This window comes from Amorphoplanes digitatis (assembly GCF_014205335.1).
GTDB classification, from domain to species: Bacteria; Actinomycetota; Actinomycetes; order Mycobacteriales; family Micromonosporaceae; genus Actinoplanes; species Actinoplanes digitatus.
This window is the reverse complement of sequence record NZ_JACHNH010000001.1, coordinates 353,482-375,238: the sequence shown is the minus strand read 5'-3', so window position 1 is coordinate 375,238 and position 21,757 is coordinate 353,482. Positions and strand designations below refer to the sequence as shown.

The 21,757-nt window shown below is 71.4% G+C and carries 18 protein-coding genes, 1 tRNA gene and 1 pseudogene; 6 read left to right on the top strand and 14 right to left on the bottom strand.

The window, feature by feature from the left end; all coding sequences use genetic code 11:
• Positions 1–10 precede the first annotated feature (10 nt).
• From BJ971_RS01760 to BJ971_RS01735, 6 genes and pseudogenes are all read right to left on the bottom strand, one after another.
• On the bottom strand, positions 11–1,798 hold the full coding sequence (locus tag BJ971_RS01760) for a sugar transferase (protein ID WP_184988976.1): 1,788 nt from the start codon (positions 1,796–1,798) through the stop codon (positions 11–13).
• 136 nt (positions 1,799–1,934) lie between these two features.
• On the bottom strand, positions 1,935–2,522 hold the full coding sequence (pth, locus tag BJ971_RS01755; RefSeq protein ID WP_184988972.1) for an aminoacyl-tRNA hydrolase: 588 nt from the start codon (positions 2,520–2,522) through the stop codon (positions 1,935–1,937).
• Between the two features lie 83 nt (positions 2,523–2,605).
• Positions 2,606–3,244 carry a 50S ribosomal protein L25/general stress protein Ctc gene (locus tag BJ971_RS01750; RefSeq protein WP_184988970.1) on the bottom strand — a complete coding sequence of 213 codons (639 nt, stop codon included), beginning with the start codon at positions 3,242–3,244 and terminating at the stop codon, positions 2,606–2,608.
• 308 nt (positions 3,245–3,552) lie between these two features.
• Positions 3,553–4,533: a ribose-phosphate diphosphokinase gene (locus BJ971_RS01745; RefSeq protein ID WP_184988967.1), complete on the bottom strand. Its 981-nt coding sequence runs from the start codon at positions 4,531–4,533 to the stop codon at positions 3,553–3,555.
• Positions 4,534–4,565: 32 nt separating this feature from the next.
• A pseudogene (gene glmU, locus BJ971_RS01740) lies at positions 4,566–6,152 on the bottom strand (bifunctional UDP-N-acetylglucosamine diphosphorylase/glucosamine-1-phosphate N-acetyltransferase GlmU); the annotation flags it as partial.
• A 74-nt stretch (positions 6,153–6,226) separates the two neighbouring features.
• Positions 6,227–6,297 (bottom strand) — tRNA-Gln (locus tag BJ971_RS01735).
• Between the two features lie 387 nt (positions 6,298–6,684).
• Between BJ971_RS01735 and BJ971_RS01730 the strand changes: the two genes are divergently transcribed.
• Both BJ971_RS01730 and BJ971_RS01725 read left to right on the top strand, forming a co-directional pair.
• Positions 6,685–7,653, top strand: a complete 969-nt coding sequence (locus BJ971_RS01730; RefSeq protein ID WP_184988961.1) for an acyl-CoA desaturase — start codon at positions 6,685–6,687, stop codon at positions 7,651–7,653.
• 55 nt (positions 7,654–7,708) lie between these two features.
• A complete protein-coding gene (locus tag BJ971_RS01725) occupies positions 7,709–8,413 on the top strand; it encodes a TetR/AcrR family transcriptional regulator (RefSeq protein WP_377884678.1) in 705 nt (234 codons plus the stop codon).
• A gap of 25 nt (positions 8,414–8,438) precedes the next feature.
• On the opposite strand, the gene BJ971_RS01720 is transcribed toward BJ971_RS01725, so the two are convergent.
• The 5 genes from BJ971_RS01720 to rsmA form a co-directional block, all read right to left on the bottom strand.
• Positions 8,439–8,897: a DUF4383 domain-containing protein gene (locus BJ971_RS01720; RefSeq protein WP_184988958.1), complete on the bottom strand. Its 459-nt coding sequence runs from the start codon at positions 8,895–8,897 to the stop codon at positions 8,439–8,441.
• Positions 8,897–9,364: a DUF4383 domain-containing protein gene (locus tag BJ971_RS01715; RefSeq protein ID WP_184988955.1), complete on the bottom strand. Its 468-nt coding sequence runs from the start codon at positions 9,362–9,364 to the stop codon at positions 8,897–8,899. Before BJ971_RS01715 ends, BJ971_RS01720 begins: the two co-directional genes overlap by 1 nt.
• 78 nt (positions 9,365–9,442) lie before the next feature.
• Entirely contained in the window at positions 9,443–11,245 is a 1,803-nt protein-coding gene (locus BJ971_RS01710; protein ID WP_184988952.1) for an ABC-F family ATP-binding cassette domain-containing protein, read from the bottom strand.
• A 7-nt stretch (positions 11,246–11,252) separates the two neighbouring features.
• Positions 11,253–12,200 (bottom strand): 4-(cytidine 5'-diphospho)-2-C-methyl-D-erythritol kinase, encoded by a 948-nt coding sequence (locus tag BJ971_RS01705; protein ID WP_184988949.1) that lies wholly within the window; start codon positions 12,198–12,200, stop codon positions 11,253–11,255.
• 55 nt (positions 12,201–12,255) lie between these two features.
• Positions 12,256–13,155: a 16S rRNA (adenine(1518)-N(6)/adenine(1519)-N(6))-dimethyltransferase RsmA gene (rsmA, locus tag BJ971_RS01700; protein WP_184988947.1), complete on the bottom strand. Its 900-nt coding sequence runs from the start codon at positions 13,153–13,155 to the stop codon at positions 12,256–12,258.
• An 82-nt stretch (positions 13,156–13,237) separates the two neighbouring features.
• Between rsmA and BJ971_RS01695 the strand changes: the two genes are divergently transcribed.
• Positions 13,238–13,660, top strand: a complete 423-nt coding sequence (locus BJ971_RS01695) for a hypothetical protein (protein ID WP_184988944.1) — start codon at positions 13,238–13,240, stop codon at positions 13,658–13,660.
• Between the two features lie 6 nt (positions 13,661–13,666).
• Here BJ971_RS01695 and BJ971_RS01690 read toward each other — a convergent pair whose 3' ends face one another.
• On the bottom strand, positions 13,667–14,563 hold the full coding sequence (locus tag BJ971_RS01690; RefSeq protein ID WP_184988941.1) for a TatD family hydrolase: 897 nt from the start codon (positions 14,561–14,563) through the stop codon (positions 13,667–13,669).
• A gap of 101 nt (positions 14,564–14,664) precedes the next feature.
• Between BJ971_RS01690 and BJ971_RS01685 the strand changes: the two genes are divergently transcribed.
• The gene (locus tag BJ971_RS01685; protein ID WP_184988938.1) at positions 14,665–15,699 is read left to right on the top strand and encodes a hypothetical protein; all 1,035 of its coding nucleotides are present in this window, start codon (positions 14,665–14,667) and stop codon (positions 15,697–15,699) included.
• Here BJ971_RS01685 and metG read toward each other — a convergent pair.
• The gene (gene metG / locus BJ971_RS01680; RefSeq protein ID WP_184988934.1) at positions 15,696–17,492 is read right to left on the bottom strand and encodes a methionine--tRNA ligase; all 1,797 of its coding nucleotides are present in this window, start codon (positions 17,490–17,492) and stop codon (positions 15,696–15,698) included. The genes BJ971_RS01685 and metG overlap by 4 nt on opposite strands.
• 121 nt (positions 17,493–17,613) lie before the next feature.
• On the opposite strand from metG, the gene BJ971_RS01675 reads away from it, so the two are divergent.
• Positions 17,614–18,795 (top strand): hypothetical protein, encoded by a 1,182-nt coding sequence (locus BJ971_RS01675; RefSeq protein ID WP_184988930.1) that lies wholly within the window; start codon positions 17,614–17,616, stop codon positions 18,793–18,795.
• Here BJ971_RS01675 and rsmI read toward each other — a convergent pair.
• A complete protein-coding gene (gene rsmI, locus BJ971_RS01670; protein ID WP_184988927.1) occupies positions 18,789–19,637 on the bottom strand; it encodes a 16S rRNA (cytidine(1402)-2'-O)-methyltransferase in 849 nt (282 codons plus the stop codon). The genes BJ971_RS01675 and rsmI overlap by 7 nt on opposite strands.
• 73 nt (positions 19,638–19,710) lie before the next feature.
• Between rsmI and BJ971_RS01665 the strand changes: the two genes are divergently transcribed.
• A complete protein-coding gene (locus tag BJ971_RS01665; protein ID WP_377884672.1) occupies positions 19,711–21,303 on the top strand; it encodes a dolichyl-phosphate-mannose--protein mannosyltransferase in 1,593 nt (530 codons plus the stop codon).
• The last annotated feature ends 454 nt before the right edge of the window (positions 21,304–21,757 follow it).

Below are 21,757 nucleotides of genomic sequence, written 5' to 3'. Positions count from 1 at the left end.
CTCATAGATGTCAGTACGCTCCGGATGAGCGAACAACCGCCGTCATGGTCCGCAAAAGGATCACCAGGTCCAAGCTGAGCGACCAGTTCTCCACATAGCGAAGGTCCAGCCTGACCGCCTCCTCCCAGGGCAGGTCCGATCGCCCGGAAACCTGCCATAGACCCGTCATGCCCGGCTTGACGGCGAGCCTGCGGCGCACGTCGTCGGCGTAGGCGGCCACCTCCTCGGGCAGCGGCGGCCGCGGTCCGACCAGCGACATCCGCCCGGACACGACATTGAGCAGCTGGGGGAGTTCGTCCAGCGAGAGCCTGCGCAGCCACCGGCCGATGGGGGTGACGCGCGGATCGTCACGGATTTTGAAGAGCACACCGTCGTGCTCGTTGAGATGCCGGAGCTCGGCCAGCCGGGCCTCGGCATCGACGTACATGCTGCGGAACTTGAAAATACGGAACTCGGACCCGTCACGCCCGACCCGCACCTGCCGAAAGAGTACCGGCCCGCGTGATGTCAACCGGACGCAGAGTGCGACGGCTAACAGCAGTGGCCCGAATACGATGAGCAGGGCGAGGGCGCCGAAGCGATCGAAGAGGTCCTTTACGATGCGCGCGCCGCCGTGCAGCCGAGGGTGCTCGACGTGCAGCATCGGCAGGCCGTCGAACGGCCGGATCGTGGTACGCGCGCCGGCCACGTCGACGAGCGCGCTGGCGACGACCAGGTCGACCTCGTCGCGCTCGAGGCGCCAGGCCAGCCGGCGCAGCACGGTGCCATCCAGTTCCGGGCAGCTCAGCACGACGACGGTGTCCGCGTCCGCGAGGTCGACCGCGCTCGCGACGTCGTCGAAGGTGCCGAAGACCGGCAGGTCGATCACGCCGTCATGGCCCGGCGGCAGGCACGCGCCCACCACCTCCAGGCCGTGGTACTTCTCCCGGCGCAGCTGGCGGGCGGTGCCGATGACGGACAACTCGTGCCCGACCACCAGCACGCGGCGCAGGCTCTCCCCCCGCGCCCGGGACATGTGCAGCCGCTTGCGCAGGGCGAACCGGAGCACGACGGCCACGCCGACCGCCGTGGGCAGCGCGACCAGGACGTAGGAGCGCGCGAGGTCGAGATCCAGCGCGTACGAGAAGACGGCGACCCCCGCGATCAGGCCGACGCCGCCCCGGAGCACCCGCTGGTACTCGTCGGTGCCGACGAACAGGAACCGGCTCTCGTACGCCCGGCTCACCACCAGCACGGCAAGCAGCACCACCGGCAGCAGCGCCGACAGCAGCAGGTACCAGCGGTTGTAGGTGGTCACCTCGTCGCCGAAGCGCAGCCCGAACGTCACCGCGCCCGCGGCGATGCCCGCCAGCAGGTCGCTCGCGACCAGGGTGCGCACGTAGCGCCGCTCCCAGCACTGACGCCGGGACATCGCCGCGTGCCGGCCGCGTACCCGGACGAAGGGCCGGGTGGCCGGCCGCGCGGCGGACGACCGGTTGGGCTCGGCCGACCAGAGCCGGTCGATGGCCTGGTTGCGGGCCTGCTCGGTCAGGATGAGCCCGCCGGCGCCGGCCAGCGGCGCGGCGTTGTCGGCGGCCTCGCCGCCCAGCCGGGCCGGCGACACGATCTTCGCGTTGCGGGACCGGTTCGGCAGCGGCCGGTGCGCGCGCGGGCCCTGGTTGGTCGGCGGATGATTGGCTGGGCCGTGGTTGTCCGGGTACTGCTCCGCCTGCGGGGCGTCGCCTACCCGCACCGTCGGCAGAAGCACCGTCGGCTCGTTGAGCGCCGCCTCGTGGCCCTCGGACAGGTCCTGTTGCACCCGAACCTCCCCCGCACCGCACGTGTGCGCACCGTTTCGGTGCGCTACGTGACCAACGCGTCAGAGCGGGAGGCGTCACGGGATCGAAAGGCGGACAAGACGGATGAAAGTATCTATCCGATTCGCCCGCCTTCCATCAACTTCCGTGGTATTTGTTCTGCGCCCACTCCACACCCTCGAGCACGACCGCCTCCACCACGTCGGCGGACCGGTCGACCAGGAAGTCCAGCTCCTTGCGCTCCACGCCGGAGAAGTCCGAGAGCACGTAGTCGGCCGGATCCTGCCGCCCCGGCGGCCGGCCGATGCCGACGCGGACCCGCGCGTACTCCTTGCTCCCCAGCGACCTCGACATCGAGCGCAGCCCGTTGTGGCCGCCCTCGCCGCCGCCGCGCTTCGCACGCACCTGCCCGTACGGCACGTCGAGCTCGTCGTGCACGGCGATCACGTGCTCCACCGGCACCTTGAAGAACTGGCTCAGCGCGGCCACCGGCGCGCCCGCCAGGTTCATGAACGTCAGCGGCTTGGCCAGGATCAGCTTCGGGCCGCCGAAGCCCAGCCGGCCCTCGGCCACCTCGGCCACCGCGCGCTTGTGCCGGCCGAACTTGCCGCCCAGCCGCGATCCGAGCAGGTCGGCCACCATGAACCCGACGTTGTGCCGGTTACCGGCGTACTCCCGCCCCGGGTTGCCGAGGCCGACCACCAGCCACGGTGCGTCGTCGGTCATTACTGAGCCCCCTCATGTCGGCCCCCTACGAAAAGAGGGAAAGTGCCGGCCGGCACTTTCCCTGCAGATCGCGGTTCTTCGGGTCAGGAAGCGGATTCCTCGGTGCCCTCGGCGGCCTCAGTCTCGGCGGCCTCGCCGGCGCCGGCGCCGGTGTCGCCCTCGAGCTGCTCGGCGGTCTGCGCCGCGGAGACGATCGCCAGCACGAAGTCGGGGTCGACGGCCAGCTCGGTGCCCTTCGGCAGGGTCACGTCGCCGGCGGTGATCTGCGAACCGGCCTCCAGGCCCTCGATCGAGACCTCGAAGCCGCTCGGCAGGTGCATCGCCTCGGCGACCACGGCCAGCGTGTTCGACTCGGTGACGACAAGGGTGTTGCGGGCGGCGTCGCCGACCAGCGTCACCGGGACGTCGACCTGGACCTTCTCGCCACGCTTGACGATGATCAGGTCGACGTGCTCGTAGGTGTCCTTGATCGGGTCACGCTGGATCGCCTTCGGCAGGGCCAGCGTCGCGCCGGTGCCGCCGACGACGTCGATCGTGAAGACCTGGTTGAGGCCGCCGTGGCGGATCGCCGCGGCGAACTCACGGGCGGGGAGCGCGATGTGGACGGGGGCTTCGCCGTGGCCGTACAGCACGGCGGGCACGAGGCCGGCCCGGCGCGTGCGGCGGGCACCACCCTTGCCGAACTCGGTACGGGGCTCGGCGCTGATCTTTACCTCGGACACGGGGAAACTCCTGAAAACGTTGGGCGGCGTGAAAGTCGGCGTGCTGCGGGCAATCGGCGCTCGGCGAAGGGGCGCACGGGCACAGGCCCGGAGCACCGCGTCGATCACGGTGCCTCAAGCGAAATCCGCGAATTGCAGCAGACCGCGTGGCACCCTCGCCGTGGCAACCGGACCAGCTTACCTGCCGCGTTGACAGGTAAACCGGCGGGTCCGGTCGGATGACCCTCCCTGTGAAAATTTCACTCTGATGATGCAACTTGCAGGCCCAGCTCAGCGCCCTTGCGGGCGCACCGGAGCCGCGCGGAGTATCAGCTCAGGCCACCGAAGAGCGTGGTCACCGAGCCGTCGTCGAAGACCTCCCGGATCGCCCGGGCGAGCAGCGGAGCGATCGACAGCACAGTGATCTTGTCCAGCTGCTTCTCGGGCGGAAGCGGCAGCGTGTTCGTCACCACCAGCTCGCTGATCCGGCTGTTCTTGAGTCGCTCCGTCGCCGGATCCGACAGCAGCGCGTGCGTGGAGGCGACGATCACGTCGGCGGCACCCGAGTCGAACAGGATGTCCGCCGCCTTCGTAATGGTGCCACCAGTGTCGATCATGTCGTCGACGATCAGGCAGACCCGGCCCTCGACCTCGCCGACGACCCGGTTCGCCACCACCTGGTTCGGCTTCAGCGGGTCACGCGTCTTGTGGATGAAGGCCAGCGGGCAGCCGCCCAGCCGGTCGGTCCACCGCTCCGCCACCCGCACCCGGCCCGAGTCCGGCGCCACGACCGTCATCGGCCGGCCCGCGAACTTGCGCATCACGTGCTCGGCGAGGATGTCCATCGCGAACAGGTGATCCACCGGGCCGTCGAAGAAGCCCTGAATCTGCGCGGTGTGCAGGTCGACCGTCAGGATCCGGTCGGCGCCGGCGGTCTTCAGCAGGTCGGCGACCAGGCGGGCCGAGATCGGCTCCCGGCCGCGGTGCTTCTTGTCCTGCCGCGAGTACGGATAGAACGGCAGGACCACCGTGATCCGCTTCGCCGACCCGCGCTTCAGCGCGTCGATCATGATCAGGGTCTCCATGACCCACCGGTTCACGCCCTCGGTGACCGACTGGACGACGAACGCGTCCGAGCCCCGCACCGAGTCCTTGAACCGGACGAAGATCTCGCCGTTGGCGAACTCATACGAATCCGACGGGGTCGGCGCGACGCCGAGCACCCGTCCGATCTCCTCCGCCAGCTCGGGGAAGCCCTGGCCGGAGAAAAGCATCAAACTCTTACGGTTCTCCGCGACGATGCTGCCCATCGGCTCGTCCGCTCCCGTGCAATCGAGGGGTTGTCACCTGAAGTATTACCCGGCGCCTTCCCGGCGCCACGTGCCGGAGCCAGGGCGTGGGATGCCTCACCCCAGCTTGCGCCGACGGGGGTGAGTCGTGCTGGGAATTGTCGCCAGGTGAGGCGACAAAGCTAGGCGCCGGCCTCCCCGCTCTGCTGCTCGAACCGCTCCGCGGCCTCGGCCGAGACCGTGCCGGGTCGCTGGCGCGCCGTCCATCCCTCGACATTGCGCTGCGGCGCCCGGGTCACACCCAGGGAGCCTGCGGGCACGTCCTTGCCGATGGCGCTGCCCGCGGCGACGTACGCGCCCGGACCGATGTCGACCGGCGCGATCAGCACGGTGTCGCTGCCGACGAAGGCGGCCTCGCCGACGACGGTGTGGTGCTTGTTCACCCCGTCGTAGTTGGCGAAGATCGTGCCCGCGCCGATGTTCGCCTTCGGCCCGATCGTGGCGTCGCCAACGTACGTCAGGTGCGGCACCTTCGCGCCCGCGCCCAGTTCGGCGTTCTTCGCCTCGACGAAACCGCCGATCTTCGCCTTGCGCCCCAGCCGGGTGCCCGGCCGCAGGAAGGAGTACGGGCCGACGGTGGCGTCCGGGCCGACCTGCGCGCCGATCGAGTGCGTCCGCAGCACCGTCGCGCCGGCCGCCACCACGGTGTCGATGAGCGTGGTGTCCGGCCCGATCACCGCGCCGGTCGCGACCGACGTCGAACCCTGTAGCTGCGAGTTCTGGTCCACGACCGCGTCCGGCTCGAGCTCGACGGTCACGTCGATCCAGGTGGTCGCGGGGTCGAGGATCGAGACACCGGACCGCATCCAGGCGGTGTTGACCCGGTCCCGCAGCAGCGAGCGCAGCCGCGCCAGCTCGGCCCGGTCGTTGCACCCGAGCGTCTCCAGCGCGTCGGCGGCCACGTAGACACCCACCGGGTGCCCGACGGCGGCGAGCAGGCCGAACACGTCGGTCAGGTACTCCTCACCCTGGTCGTTGTCGGTCGAGAGCTTGCCGAGCGCCTCGCGCAGCAGCGCGGCGTCGAAGGCGTAGATGCCGGCGTTGATCTCGCGGACCGCCCGCTCCTCGGGGGAGGCGTCCCGCTCCTCGACGATGCGCTCCAGGTTGCCGGCGCCGTCGCGCACGATCCGCCCGAGCCCGGCCGGGTCCGGCACCTCGGCGGCGAGCACCGTGGCGCCCCTGCTTGTGGACTCGTGCGCGGCGACCAGCGCCTCGACCGTCTCGGGGCGCAGCAGCGGCACGTCGGCGTTGAGCACGACGACGGTGCCGGTGGCCTCCGGGATGGCGTCGAGGGCGATCCTGACCGCGTGCCCGGTGCCGTTCTGCTCGGCTTGCAGGACCGGGGTGGCGCCGGGGGCGATCTCGGTGAGGTGGGCGCGGACCTGGTCGGCCTTGTGGCCGACCACGACGACGGTGCGGGAGGCGGCCGCGGCCGTCGCGGCGTGCAGGACGTGGCCGAGCAGCGTGCGGCCGAGCAGCGGGTGCAACATCTTGGGCGTCGCGGACTTCATCCGCTTGCCCTCACCGGCGGCGAGAACGACAACGGTACGGCTCTGGGCCTGGCTCACGCGGGACTCCATTGATCGCAGTGGCTATGCAAGATCGCAGTGCGGTGCAGAAAACGGCGGCGTCGGCTCAGCCGCGGACGAAGAAGCTCCCGAGAGAGGATTCGAACCCCTATAATCACCACCAAAGGGTGACGTCCTGCCCTTAGACGACTCGGGAGGGCAAAGCGGACATAACCACGAGGTCATGTTCGCGGGCTACATCGTAACCTCTTCGATCGAATCGGTCTCGGCGGCAATCCCACCCATCAGAACTCCGTCCCCTGCCGCGGCCGACCGCCCTCGACAAGGGTCTCCGACATCGCGCCGAACCGAGGACGGATTGTGCGTCTTCGCGGGCCGCGCCGGAAATCTCGAACGAACGTGCGACGGACGCGTCAGCTCGCCGGCGTCCCCGTCGAATTGTCCGGCGCCGCCCGAGCGGGCCGGATAGCCGACCCGCCGAACTTCCGACACTCTCCATACCCAACTTACGGTTGCGTAAGTTACGGTGACGTAGGCGTAAGTAGTGAACCTTCCCCCCGTGTCCCCACCTTTGTGAGGTGCCATGACTTCCGTACTGACCGGGCAGACGACCGACACCGCGGCCGGCCCCAAGCCGCTGACGGAAGGCCCACAGAGCCGGGGCATCCTGATCGCCCTCTACGGCTTCGTGATCGTCCCGTTCCTCGCGGTCTTCGCGGCAGTGCCCGTTGCCTGGGGAGGCTGGCTGTCCTGGACCGACGTCGCCATCGGCGCCGTCTTCTACCTCGTCTCCGGCCTGGGGATCACTGTCGGTTTCCACCGCTACTTCACCCACGGCAGCTTCAAGGCCAAGCGCTGGCTGCGGGTCAGCCTGGCGATCGCCGGCTCGCTGGCGATCGAGGGCGGGATCGTCCAGTGGGTCGCCGACCACCGCCGCCACCACGCCTTCTCCGACCTGGAGGGCGACCCGCACTCGCCGTGGCGCTTCGGCACCGGCTTCTGGGCGCTGACCAAGGGCCTCTGGTACGCACACCTGGGCTGGCTGTTCAAGCGCGAGCTCTCCAACCGCGGGCGCTTCGCACCCGACCTGCTCGCCGACAAGGACATCCGCCGCGTCGACGCGCTCTTCCCGGTCTGGGTGATCGTGTCCACGCTGGGCCCGGCGCTGCTCGGCGGCCTGATCACCCTGTCCTGGCAGGGCGCGCTCACCGCGTTCTTCTGGGCCGGCATCGTGCGCATCGGCCTGCTGCACCACATCACCTGGTCGATCAACTCGGTCTGCCACGTGTACGGCAAGCGGCCCTTCGAGGTGCGCGACGGTGACAAGGCCGCCAACTTCTGGCCGCTGGCGATCGTGTCCTTCGGCGAGTCCTGGCACAACCTGCACCACGCCGACCCGACCTGCGCCCGGCACGGCGTGCTGCGGGGTCAGATCGACATCTCGGCCCGGGTCATCTGGCTCTTCGAGAAGACCGGCGCGGCGTACGCGGTGCGCTGGCCGAAGCCGGAGCGCGTCGCCGCCAAGCTGGCGAAGGCGGACTCACCGACGTGAACGTCGGTGATCGTCCGGGACGGTGTGAACGGAATCCGGCTGGCAGGATGGCCGGGTGACAGACCAGAGCGAAACAGGCGATCAACCCCGCGGCCGGCGTGCGCGCCCGGCCGCGCGGTCGAGCCGGGGCGCTGCCACCCCCGCCACCTCCCGGGTACGCATGTCGGCCGCGCAGCGCCGCGAGCAGCTCATCACGATCGGCCGTCAGCTCTTCGCCGAGCGGGGCTTCGACGCCACCTCCGTCGAGGAGGTCGCGGCCCGCGCCAAGGTCTCCAAACCGGTGGTCTACGAGCACTTCGGCGGCAAGGAGGGCCTGCACGCCGTCGTGGTGGACCGCGAGGTCCGCGCGCTGCTGGACCGCGTCGCGGCGGCGCTGACCGCCGGGCACCCGCGTGAGCTGCTGGAGCAGGCGGCGCTGGCCCTGCTGGACTACATCGAGAACGAACCGCACGGATTCCAGGTGCTGGTGCGCGAGTCCCCCGTGCTCTCGCCGGCGGGCAACTTCTCCAGCGTGATGAACGACGTGGCGCACCAGGTCGAGCACATCCTCGGCGCGGAGTTCAAGTCACGCGGCCTCGACCCGAAGTTCGCCGAGCTCTACTCGCAGGCGCTGGTGGGCATGGTGGCGCTCGTCGGGCAGTGGTGGCGCGAGGCCCGCAAGCCGAAGAAGGAGATGGTCGCGGCCCACCTGGTCAATCTGGCCTGGAACGGCCTGTCCCACCTCGACCCGAAGCCCACGCTGCTGACCCGCCCCCGGTGACCGGGGGCGGGCACCCGCCGGCCGGTCAGTCCCGGCGCAGGGCGGCCTCGTGCTCGCGGCGGCTGTCCTCCGCCGTGCCGACCTTGCCGTAGAGGCCGCCGACGAGGATGAAGAGGCCGAGCACGGTCAGCACGACGATGTTGACCATCGAGACGTTCAGGACGTTCGCATCGGTCTGGATCATCGTCATCAGCACCATGGCGAGGGCGAGGATGCCCCAGCCCATCACCAGGTTGACCCGGTGATGGACGTTGCCGCCGAGCAGCGCGGCGACCAGGACGATCAGGCCGACCACCGTGGACAGCCAGGCGGCCGCCGGGTTGGTGCGCAGCCCGAGAACCCAGTCGGAGCCGCGGTTGAAGAACGGATCGCCCCAGGTGACCACGATGCCGATGACGCCGTACAGCGTGAGGTAGAGCCCCGACGCCGCGGTGAGCCAGCGGTAGGGCTGCCGGAGATGATGGTTGAGCGGGTAGTGCGCCATCAGGCAGATTGTGCCTGGCGTTCGCGCACCTGTCGCGGCGCTCCGGTCTCGGCGGCCGGCGCGACCTTGGTGTAGAGCCCGGCCATGATGAGCGCAAGACCCACAAGGTACGTAACAACAACCGTGGAGACGCTGAAGTTCAGGAAGTTGGCGTCCGTGCGGATCACGGCCAGCCCGTAGCTGCCGACCACCAGCAGGCCCCAGCCGATGACCTTGTCGACCTCGGTGTCCACGTTGCGGCCGATGGCGGTGGCGAGCAGCACGATCGCGCCGAGCGCCAGCGAGGCGAACGACCAGAAGAGGTTGGTGTGCTGACCCAGCACCCGGTCGTCACCGTTGCCGAACAGGCCCTCGTCGGCCGTCTGGATCACACCGAAGATCCCGAACACCACGAGGTAGGCGCCGGCCAGCGCGCTCAGGGCGCGGTAGATCGGCCGCAGCGGGTGATTGACCGGATTGTGCGCCATGGTGTCCCGTCTCCAACGTCGGTTCGTGTCGTCAAGATTCTCGCGCATCGCCGGAGGCCACGCAGGAGCACCCCCGGATCAGGCCTCGGGTAGGCGCTCGGCCAGCTCCAGCCAGGCCTCCTCGACCTGGCCCCGCTCCTCCTGCACGACCTTGAGCTGGGCGTCCAGCTCCATGATCTTGTCGTAGTCGCTGCCGTGCGTCGCGAGACTCTCATTGATCTTGAGAATCCGCTCGTCCAGCTTGGCGACCTGCCGCTCCAGCCGGCCGAGGTCCTTGCGGGCGGTGCGGAGCTCCGCCGCCGACATGCCGTCCGCGGTCGCGGCCGGGCCCCGGCCCGGCGCCGTAGACGCCTCCGGCGGGGCCGCCGGATTCCCGGCCCGGGACAGATATTCGGTGATGCCGCCGGGCAGGTGCACCAGCCGGCCGTCGCCGAACATCCCGTACGCCGTGTCGGTCACGCGCTCGACCAGGTAACGGTCGTGGCTGGCCACGACCATCGTGCCCGGCCAGGAGTCGAGCAGGTCCTCGAGCGACGCGAGGGTGTCGGTGTCGAGGTCGTTCGTCGGCTCGTCGAGCAGCAGCACGTTGGGCTCGGTGGCGAGCAGGCGCAGCAGTTGCAGCCGCCGGCGCTCGCCGCCGGACAGGTCGCTGACCGGCGTCCAGATGCGCTTGTCGGTGAAGCCGAACACCTCGGCAAGCTGGCCGGCCGTCAGCTCGCGGTCGCCGAGCTTGACCCGCTTGGCGACCTCCTCGACCGCCTCGAGCAGCCGCAGGTGCCCGGGCAGCTCCTTGAGCTCCTGTGACAGGAACGCGGGGCGCACTGTCGAGCCGGTCACCAGCCGCCCGCCGTCCGGCCGGGTGATCCCGGCGAGCAGCCGCAGCAGCGTGGTCTTGCCGGCGCCGTTGGCGCCCAGTATGGCGATCCGGTCGCCGGGACCGACCTGCCAGGTCAGCTCGTTGAAGATCGGCTTCGGCCCGGCCAGCAGCGTCACGCTCTCCAGGTCGTAGACCTGCTTGCCCAGCCGGGTGGTGGCCAGCCGTTGCAGGCTGACCTTGTCACGCACCGGCGGCACGTCGGCGATCAGCGCGTTTGCGGCGTCGATGCGGAACTGCGGCTTCGACGTCCGGGCCGGCGGGCCCCGGCGCAGCCAGGCGATCTCCTTGCGGAGCAGGTTCTGCCGGCGCGCCTCCACCGACGCGGCGACCCGCAGCCGCTCGGCCCGGGCGAGGGTCCAGGCCGCATAGCCACCCTCGTACGCGTGCACCTGCTCGTCCACGACCTCCCAGGTCGCGGTGCAGACGGCGTCGAGGAACCAGCGGTCGTGGGTGACGACGACGAGCGCGCCGCGGCGGCCCAGCAGATGGCGGGCCAGCCAGTCCACACCGGCCACGTCGAGGTGGTTGGTCGGCTCGTCGAGGATCAGCAGGTCGGACTCGCGGACCAGCAGCGCGGCCAGGGCGACCCGGCGGCGCTCGCCGCCGGACATCGGCCCGACCGGCGTCTCCAGCCCGAGGTGGCCCATGCCGAGGCCGTCGAGGATGGTCCGCACGCCGGCGTCGCCGGCCCACTCGTGCTCGGCGCCCATGCCCTCACTCAGCCAGGCCGTGCCCAGCACGACGTCGCGCACCGTCGAGTCGGGTGCGAGCGTCAGGGTCTGCGGAAGGGCGGCGACGCGCAGGTCACGGCGGTGCGTGACCCGGCCCGAGTCGGGTTCCTCGAGCTTGGCGAGCATGCGCAGCAGGGTCGACTTGCCCGCGCCGTTGAGGCCGACGATGCCGAGACGCGCGTCGTCGTCCAGGCCCAATGACACGTCGGTGAGCAGCTGACCGGCGGCTCCGTAGCCCTTGTTCACCCGGTCCAGATTGATGATGTTGGCCACGATGCCTCTAGGTTACCCGGGCGCCCGGCATCGGCCCGCGGGCGGTGACCACCGAGCGGCACACCCCGGCCTCGGTCAACCCGGCCGCGACCCGCTCTGCGTGCGCGCCGTCGGCGGCGAGGAAGACACAGGTCGGGCCGGAACCGGAGACGATGCCGGCGACGGCGCCCGCCTCGGCGCCCGCCTTCAGCACGTCGGCAAGCGCCGGGCGCAGCGACAACGCGGCCGGCTGGAGGTCGTTGGCGAGCGCCGCGCCGAGCACCGCGGGATCACGCTGGCGCAGCGCGGTCATCAGCGCGTCCGCGCTCTCCAGCGCGGGCGGCGGCCAGGGGCCGTCCCGCAGCCGGTCCAGCTCCCGGTAGACCTCGGGGGTGGACAGGCCGCCGTCGGCGATGGCGACCACCCAGTGCCAGGTCGTGGGCCGGGCCAGGATCGGGCTGACGGTCTCGCCGTGCCCGGTGCCAAGCGCGGTGCCGCCGTGCAGCATGAACGGCACGTCCGAGCCCAGCTCGGCGCCGATCTCGGCAAGCTCGTCCCGGGAGAAGCCGGTGCCCCAGAGCAGGTCGCAGGCGAGCAGCGTGGCGGCCGCGTCGGCGCTGCCGCCGGCCAGGCCGCCCGCGAGCGGGATCGACTTGCGCAGGTGCAGGCGGGCATGCGCGGGCACCCGGCCCTTGGCGGCCAGCGCCCGGGCGGCCCGCATGATCAGGTTGCTGTCGTCGAGGGCGAGCTCGCCGGCGCCCTCGCCCTCCATGGTCAGCGCGAGGGTGTCACCGGGCCGCGCGGTCAGCTCGTCGAAGAGGCTGATCGCGTGGTAGACGGTGCTGAGCTCGTGAAAGCCGTCCTCCCGCAGCGGACCGACCGCGAGATGAAGATTGATCTTCGAGGGCACCCGGACCCTGACAGGGCCGGCGAACCGGCGCGGCTTGTCGTCGTCCGGCCCCCACGCCTCCGTCACGGAGCGATATCCGAGATCGGGTCAAGGACCCACATGACCTGGCCCGGTCGAGCCGTCATGAGTCCACCTCCTCGTGCCGCCTGCCGGACGCGCTGAGCTTACCGCCGCACCCGGCGGCGATGGCGGCGGCCGCGATCGCGGCGAACTGCTCGACCGTGAGCGACTCCCCGCGGGCCTGCGGGCTCACCCCCGCGGCAACCAGCACCTTCTCGGCCAGGCCGGCGCCGCCCGCCCAGCCCGCCAGCGCGGCACGCAGGGTCTTGCGCCGCTGCGCGAACGCGGCGTCGACCACCTGAAAGACCGCCCGGCGCTCGACCTCGGCGGGTGGCTCACGGTTGGCGAAGGCCACCAGGCCGGAATCCACGTTCGGTACCGGCCAGAACACCGCAGGCGGCACCCGTCCCGCGGAGCGCGCGGCCGCGTACCAGGCGAGCTTGACCGACGGGACGCCGTAGATCTTCGAGCCGGGGCCGGCCACCAGCCGGTCGGCGACCTCCTTCTGCACCATCACCAGGCCGCCGCGAAGGGTCGGCAGCTCGGCGAGCAGGTGCAGGACCACCGGCACCGCGACGTTGTACGGCAGGTTCGCCACCAGCATCGTCGGCGCCGGGCTCAGCGCGGAGCGCCCGATCCGCAGGGCGTCCGCGTGGTGCACGGTCAGCTTCGCGGCGTCGCCGCGCTCCGCCACCGTCGCCGGGAGCGCGGCCGCCAGCACCGGGTCCAGCTCGACGGCGTGCACGTGCGCCGCCGCACCGAGCAGGCCGAGGGTGAGCGAGCCGAGCCCGGGCCCGACCTCCAGCACCACGTCGTCGCCGGTCAGCTCGGCCGCGGCGACGATCCGGCGCACCGTGTTCGGGTCGTGCACGAAGTTCTGGCCGAGCTTCTTCGTCGGCGCGACGCCGAGGCGCGCGGCGAGCTCCCGGATCTCCGCCGGGCCAAGTAGTGCATCAGCCATGAGGTCAGAGCCTACGGCTGCCCGGGGGTGACCGTGGGCCACGGGGCAGCGGGGAGCAGGTCCGACACGGTAGAACGGGACAATGACGGAGCTGCTCGAGCTGCGGGGCGTGGTGGAGGCGACACCGGACAAGGTCGCCGAGGTACTGCTCGACGCTCGGCCCGGCGGGCGGTCCCCGCTGGCCGCCACCGGCTCGGCAACGCCCGCCCGGGGCGACGAGTTCACCGTCGTCCTCGAGGGCAGCACGATGACGGTGACCCTCGACCGGGCCGCGCGCTCGATCGCACACCAGGGCGAGTGGTGGTATCGCGGCGTCACCAGCGTGGAGGCCGACGAGCGCGGCGCGCTGGTGATCCACCGCATCTTCAACGTCGCGCCGGGGCACCGCTGGGCGGTCCGGTTCGTCTCCCGGGGCCCGCTCGCGGCGGCGCCGACGACGTTCGCGAAGCTGCTCGGCGGCCTCGGCGAGCAGCTCGACTGCGCGGCCTATCCGCTGCCCGGCTGAGGTCCCTTACCGCCAGGGCCCGAAGGCCCGCTCCCCGTTCGCCGAGACGGCCGCGCAGAGCGTGTCCAGGTCCGTGCCGGTGGTCCCGGCGAGCGCCCGCATCGTCAGCGGGATCAGGTACGACGCGTTGGGGCGCCCCCGGTACGGCACCGGCGTGAGGTACGGGGCGTCCGTCTCGACGAGCATCTGCTCCGGCGGCGTCAGCGCGGCCGCCTCCCGCAGCCCGGTGGCGCTGGCGAACGTGACCGTCCCGGCGAAGCTGAGCAGGTAGCCCCGGCGCACGCACTCGGCGGCGAACTCCGCGTCGCCCGAGAAGCAGTGCAGCACCACCACGTCGGGCGCGCCCTCGGAGTCGAGCACCCGCAGCACGTCGGCGTGCGCGTCGCGGTCGTGGATGATCAGCGGCTTCGCGTACCGCTTGGCGATCGCGATGTGCGCCCGGAAGCTGTGCTCCTGCGCCGCCCGGCCCTCGTCGCCGGTGCGGAACGTGTCCAGGCCGGTCTCGCCGACGCCGCGGACGCGGGGCTCGGCGGCGAGGGCTTCGATCTCGCGCAGCGCGGCGTCGAGATCGGACAGTCGCGGCGCCTCGTTCGGGTGCAGTGCCACCGCGGCGAGCACCGCGGGGTGGCGGGCGGCCAGCTCGGCGCCCCAGCGCGAGGACGCCACGTCGACGCCGACCTGTAGCAGCCGGTCCACGCCGGACTTGGCCGCCGCGCCGATCAGCGCCTCGACCGGGTCACCGGCCGTCGCGCCGCCGGGCACGCCGGCCTCGTGCACGGTGATGTCGAGATGGGTGTGGCTGTCGAAGACGGGTACGGCCAGCGGCTCCGGCGCGGGCGGGAACTCACCCGCGCGCCGAGCGGCCCGCGCCTTGCGCGATTCGGAAGGTGTAGTGCTGTTCATCGTCGTTCAGGATCACATATCCGCCCGTGAGAGTTTTTTTCACTCACTGCGGGTCACCCTGCGTTCACCAGGAATCCATCCTCGGGGCCTAACTTCAGCCCGTGACCGTGACCGGTGAGGACACAACCGTCGACACCGACCCCCTCGAGCCGCCCCTGATGGCGCCGCTGCGCCGCGATCTGACCTGGGACCGGGTCCAGGCCATGACCCAGTCCGCCGGGCACCAGGACGACGCGGTGCTGCAAGCGATCCGGCACACGGCCGCCATCCGCCGCGGCACCCGGATGACGAAGGTCATCTCCGCCACCCAGCTCGCCGGCCACCTGGCCGGCTGGCTGCCGTACGGCTTCTGCTACCGCGCCTGCGACATCGCGCACCTGCGCACCCCGGCCGAGCTCGGGCTGCTGCGCACGGACGGCACCGGCGAGGCCGACGTGGCGTTCGCGCTGCGCTGGCGCGCGGTCGACCCGATCGACTACGAGATCCCGATGGGCGAGGTGCAGAGCGGGCTGCCGGCGCTGCCGGCGCACTCCCGGATCGGCCCGATGGTGCTCGGCACCGGCTTCACGCCGAGCACCATCGACCTGATCCCCGAGTTCGTCACGGCGGGCTTCGCCGACCTGCCGCTGCCCGCCAACGCGCAGCTGCTCGCGTACCCGGGCACCGGCGACGAGGTGGTGCTCTACACGTACCAGCCCGAGCAGCACGGCTGGCTGCGGCTGGCCGGGCCGCGCTGGCGGCACCTGCTGGACGGCCTTCCCGGCGTGAGCCCGGACCGCGAGTACGTGCCGTGCTCGGACGCCGGGGCGGCGCGGCTGGTCGGCCGGATCAACGACCACGAGTACCAGGCCGTCGCCGACCCGCCGGAGGAGTTCCGGGTCCGCGCGCTGACCCGCGCCGCCCGCTATCCGGTGACCACGCTGAGCCGCCGGGCCGAGCAGGCGCAGTGGCGCACCGTCGGCTGCTGGGTGCTGCAACGCGACGACAACTGGGCACGCCTGCGCCTGATACGGCCGGACGCCGACGCGGTCTCCGCCGTCGGCGCCCGGTGCTACGAACGCGGTGTCTACGAGGTCTGGGCGCCGGTACGCGAGCTGACCGACCACCACATCGCCGAGTTCCCTTACGTGCTCTAGGAGCCGAGGCGCTCCAGCTCCTCCTCGACCACCGACGGGTCGAGCTTGCGGAACACCGGCTTCGGTGCCGCCAGCGGCGTTCCGGCGACCAGCGGCACCGACTCCCAGCGCGCGCCGACGGTGTAGTCGCCGGTCAGCACCGGGTAGCCCGGGCCGCCGTCGAGGTCCTCGACCTCCACGATGGACGGCATCGGCGCGTGCACGCCCGAGCCGCCGAGCAGCTCGTGCACCTTCTGCGCCGAGTGCGGCAGGAACGGGGTCAGCAGCGTGTTCGCGTCGCTGACGACCTGGAGCGCCACGTGCAGTACGGTGCCCATCCGCGGCTTCTCCTCGGCGGCCTTGAGCTTCCACGGCGCCTGGTCGGAGAGGTACTTGTTCGCCTCGGCGACGACGCGCATGGCCTCGCCGATCGCCGCCTTCTGGCGGTGCTTGCCGATCAGGTCGCCGACCGCGGCGAAGCCGGCCTTCGCCGTCTCCAGCAGGGCGAGGTCGTCGGCCGTCAGGTCCAGCGCCGGCGGGATCTCGCCGAAGTTCTTGGCCGCCATCGAGATCGACCGGTTGACCAGGTTGCCCCAGCCGGCGACGAGCTCGTCGTTGTTGCGCCGGACGAACTCCGCCCAGGTGAAGTCGGTGTCGTTGGACTCCGGGCCGGCGGCGGCGATGAAGTACCGCAGCGCGTCGGCGTCGTAGCGCTCCAGGAAGTCGCGGACGTAGATGACCACCTTGCGCGACGAGGAGAACTTGCGGCCCTCCATCGTCAGGTACTCGCTCGACACGACCTCGGTGGGCAGGTTCAGGGCGCCCAGCGAGCCGGGGTTGCCGCCCTTGTCGCCCGCTCCCGAGTAGCCGAGCAGCAGCGACGGCCAGATCACCGAGTGGAAGACGATGTTGTCCTTGCCCATGAAGTAGTAGCCGAGCGCGTCCTTGCCCTGCGCGTCGGCCGACCACCACCGCCGCCACGCCTCCGGGTCGCCGGAGCGGCGGGCCCACTCGATCGACGCCGACAGGTAGCCGATGACCGCGTCGAACCACACGTAGATGCGCTTGTCGCCGCGGTCCCGCCAGCCGTCGAGCGGGATCGGGATGCCCCACTCGAGGTCGCGGGTGATGGCACGGGGCTGGAGGTCGTCGAGCAGGTTGCGGGAGAACTTCAGCACGTTGGGGCGCCAGCCCTCGCGCGCGTCCAGCCACTTGCCCAGCGACTGGGCGAAGGCCGGCAGGTCGAGGAAGAAGTGCTCGGTCTCCACGAACTGCGGCGTCTCGCCGTTGATCCGCGAGCGCGGGTTGATCAGCTGCTCGGGGTCGAGCTGGTTGCCGCAGTTGTCGCACTGGTCGCCACGGGCGCTCTCGTAGCCGCAGATGGGGCAGGTGCCCTCGATGTAGCGGTCCGGCAGCGTGCGCCCGGTCGACGGGGAGATCGCGCCCAGCGTGGTCTTGGGGACGATGTAGCCGTTCTCGTAGAGGCCGGTGAACAGCTCCTGCACGACCGCGTAGTGGTTGCGGGTGGTGGTCCGGGTGAACAGGTCGTAGGAGAGCCCGAGGCCGCACAGGTCCTCGACGATCACCCGGTTGTAGCGGTCGGCGAGCTCGCGGGGCGTGACGCCGTCCGCGTCGGCCTGCACCTGGATCGGCGTGCCGTGCTCGTCGGTGCCCGAGACCATGAGCACATCGTGGCCGGACATCCGCATGTACCGGCTGAAAACGTCGGAGGGCACCCCGAAGCCGGAGACATGACCGATGTGGCGCGGGCCGTTGGCGTAAGGCCAGGCGACCGCGGCGAGAACGTGGCTCATGGTGCCCAAGAGTAGTGACCGCCGCCCCGGCCGTGCGAACACCCGGCGACCTGACCAATTTGTCCCGACACGCCCGAGTATCTACCTGATCACCGCGGGTACCCGTAGTCCAATGGGAGACATGACGGGTGACGCGCCACAACCTGGGGAAACGCCTCACAACGAGGGCGGCCCGTGGTCGTACGCCGACCCGCCGGGCGCGCACCTACGCCCCCGCTCGGCGCCGGGGGGCGACCCGGCGCTCGAAACACCCGAGGCGGTCGCGCCCGAGCTCGCCGAGGCCCACCTCGCCGGGGTGCAGGACGTGGCCGCGGCCCTGAACGTCCTCGCCGCGCCAACGCGCCCGGAGACCGAGCGCGAGGAACTACCCGAACCCGAACCCGCCGTCGACCCCGACGCCAAGGGCGTCGAGCAGCACCACGAGGACGTCGACGCCGAGCGCTTCAACACCGGGGGCGACAGCACCGCCTACGCCGCCCTCGACCCCGAGCCTGCGGCGGGCGAGGCGCCGGACGTGATGATCCTGCCCGAGCCGGACCGCGACCGGCCGACGGTGGCCCTGGAGCGCGGCGCCGTGCCGGGCCAGCCGCCCTCCGGGCTGCCCCGGTTCGGCCGGGGCCGCGAGGACGGTGCCCGGGCGGACCGCGCGCTACAGGACCGGGTACGCCAGGAGCGCACCACCGCCCTGCTCGAGACTTCGCCGTTCTGGCGGGCCGGCGAGGAGGGCCCGGCGGCAGGCCTGCCGGCGCTGGACGACCCCGGGCGGCCCGCCGGCGCCGCCCGGCGGTCCCGGCGCGGCCCCCGCAACCCGCGCCGCCCGGCGACGGGCCTGCTCGGCCTGCTGGCCCTCGGGCTGGTCGCCGCCTTCTTCGCCTGGGTGAGCGCCGAGCCGCTCTGGCTCGCGGCCGGACACGGCGACCGGGGCTCCGCCACCGTCCTGCGGTGCACGGGCTCGGGGGTCACCCAGCGCTGCACGGGGCAGTTCACCGCCGCGGGCGGCGCCTACCGGGTGGACGACCTGACCCTGCTCGGCGTCGAGCCCGACCGGCGCGCCACCGGCTCGATCGCGCCGGCCCGGATGGTCAGCGGCGACAGCCGCCAGGCGTACGTCGGGAGCACCGGCATGCTGGTGCACCTGCGCTGGGCGCTCGGCCTCGTGCTGTTGCTGGTCTGCGGGCTGGGCATCGCCGGGCTGACCGGTGCGCGCCGGCTGGACACCGCCCGGGCCCGGCACGGCGCGCTGCTGATCAGCATCGCGGGCCCGCTGGTGCTGCTGGCGGGGTTCCTCGCCGCCGCCTATTGAGCGTGCACCAGCGCGTACACCTCGCGCTTGCGCAGGCCGTACGCGTCGGCGACGGCCTGGATGGCGTCGCGCCGGGAGGCGCCGCCGGCCTCGCGCTCGGCTACCGCCGCGCGTAGCTCCTCGTCGGCCGGCCGCTCGGCCGGCCCGGCCGGCGCGCCGGCGACCACCACGGTGATCTCCCCTCGCGGCCCGGCCTCGGCCGCCCACTCGGCGAGCTCACCCAGCGGGCCCCGGCGGATCTCCTCGTAGGTCTTCGTCAGCTCGCGGCAGACCGCGGCGTCGCGCTCGGCGCCGAGGGTCGCGGCGAGGTCGGTCAGGGCCGCGGTGATCCGGTGCGGCGCCTCGAAGAAGACGAGCGTGCGCGGCTCGGCGGCCAGCTCGCGCAGCCGGGAACGACGCCCCGAGCCGGTGCGCGGCAGGAAACCCTCGAAGCAGAACCGGTCGCTGGGCAGGCCGGACAGCGCCAGCGCGGTGGTCACCGCGCTGGGCCCGGGTGCCGCGGTGACCGCGAAGCCGGCGTCCAGCGCGGCCCGGACCAGGCGGTATCCCGGATCCGAGACGCTCGGCATGCCGCCGTCGGTGACGACCGCGACCACCGCGCCGCCCCGCAGCGCCTCGACCAGGTCGGGGGTCCGGCGCTCCTCGTTGCCCTCGAAATACGACACGATGCGGCCGGCGACGGTGACGTCGAGGTCCCGGGCGAGGCGGAGCAGGCGCCGGGTGTCCTCGGCCGCGATTACGTCCGCCGTCGCCAGAATCTCCCGCAGCCGGGCGGAGGCGTCGCCGACGTTGCCCAGCGGCGCGCCGACCAGTACGACCCGGCCCGTACCCGTCTCCACCACCGGAGAAGTCCATCACATGAAGTCGCGTGGGCTCCGGGCGCCGTGCTCTTCCGCCGCAGCCTACGATCGCGGGGTGACTTCGGCGACAGCTGACACCGACACCCCCGAACCCGCCACCGCGGACGAGCGGCCACCCGACGCGGCGGCCGGCGGCCTCACCGGTGTGCCCGACGCCGTCCGCCGTCGGCTCGCGACGCTGGACCGCTGGTGGAACCCCTACTCGTGGCTGATCACCGCGCTGGTCGTCGCGGTCGCGGCGATCCTGCGGCTGGCCGGCCTCAGCCGTCCCAAGGGCTACATCTTCGACGAGGTGTACTACCCGACCGACGCTTGGGACATGCTGCACCACGGCGTGGAGTGGGACGAGAAGACCAACGGGCCCGCGTACGTGGTGCATCCGCCCCTCGGCAAGTGGCTGATCGCGCTCGGCGAGAAGGCGTTCGGCAACAACGAGTTCGGCTGGCGCATCTCGGGCGCGATCGCCGGCACGCTCATGATCCTGATTCTGATCCGGGTCGCGTACCGGCTGTTCCACTCGATCGTGCTGGCCGGGATCGCTGGCCTGCTGATGGCGCTCGACGGCTTCCAGCTGGTGCTGTCCCGCACGTCGCTGCTCGACATCTTCCTCGGCCTGTTCATCCTGGCCACGTTCGCGGCGCTGGTGCTGGACCGCGACCATTACCGGCGGCGGTGGCTGCGGGCGCTGGAGCGCGGCTACGACCCGGCGGACAACCTGCGCGGGCTCCCCTGGATCTTCCCGTGGTGGCTGCTCACGTCGGGTGTGCTGTTCGGGCTGGCCTGCGGGGTGAAGTGGAGCGCGCTGTTCTTCGCGCCGTTCTTCGCCATGCTGGTCGTGGTCTGGCGGGTGCAGGCCCGCCGCTCGGCCGGCGTGCGCCGGGCGTTCCTGAGCGGCATCCTCGGCGATCTGGGCTACCTGATCCTCAGCTTCGTTCTGACGATCATCTTCTACGTCGCCACCTGGACCGGCTGGTTCGTCACGGACACCGGCTACTTCCGGCACTACCGCGAGGCGAACGGCCTCAGCGAGCCGCCGATCCTCGGCGCACTGCTCAACCTCGTGCACTACCACGCCCAGGCGTACGACTTCCACAGCGGGCTGACCGACCGGCACGTGTACCAGTCGTGGCCGTGGCAGTGGCTGCTGCTGGGCCGCCCGGTCGCGTTCTACTGGAACGGCAACGGCAGCTGCGGCGCGCCCAGCTGCGCCGCCGAGATCCTGCTGCTCGGCACGCCGATCCTGTGGTGGTCGTTCCTGCCCGCGCTGGCCGCCCTGGTCTGGTTCGGCATCGCCCGGCGGGACTGGCGCGCGTTCGCCATCGGCACCGGCGTGGTCGCCGGCCTGCTGCCGTGGTTCTACTTCGCGGTGGCCGACGGCCGGACGATGTTCGCGTTCTACGTGCTGCCGGCGCTGCCGTTCCTGATCCTGGCCGTCACCTACGCCCTCGGGGCGATCATGACGCCGTCGACCGGGATGGTCACCGGCTCCGGGCGCTCCGACCGGCAGCTGATCGGCACGATCGCGGTCGGCGTCTACGTGCTGCTCGTGGCGCTCTGCTTCGCGTGGTTCCACCCGATCTTCATCGGGCAGCTCATCCCCTATGAGGACTGGTCGTCGCGCATGTGGCTGGGCAGCCGCTGGATCTGACCGGCCCGCCGGCGGGGACGATCTCGCCGGCGGGGAATTGAAACGATAGAAACGCCCGCCGCTTCGCGCGACGGGCGTTTCTTTATCGAATAGGTGCGCGCCCCGATCGCCTGCCACGGGGGAAGCGGGCGATAGGAGCGCGCAAGATGAAGCTTAACCACCGCCGATGGCGGACACAACGGGTGGCCATACTCAGTTATCGGGAATCTTGTTGCCAACTAACGACCAGACCGTGAACAGGGACGTCTCGGCAGGCCACGTGCGACAAAGTGGACAATCCGCTATATTGGTTTCAATGCCACTTATCGCATCGTGAATACCATTCGGGTAATGCCTTTCGAATGAGTCGGCAATTAGACAATAAATCGCGGGCCAAAGCGGCGTAACCTTTAAGATCGGTGATGTTGTCCGCAGGTCAGCGGGTGTCCGCGAAAATCCTTGCACACAACTTGCC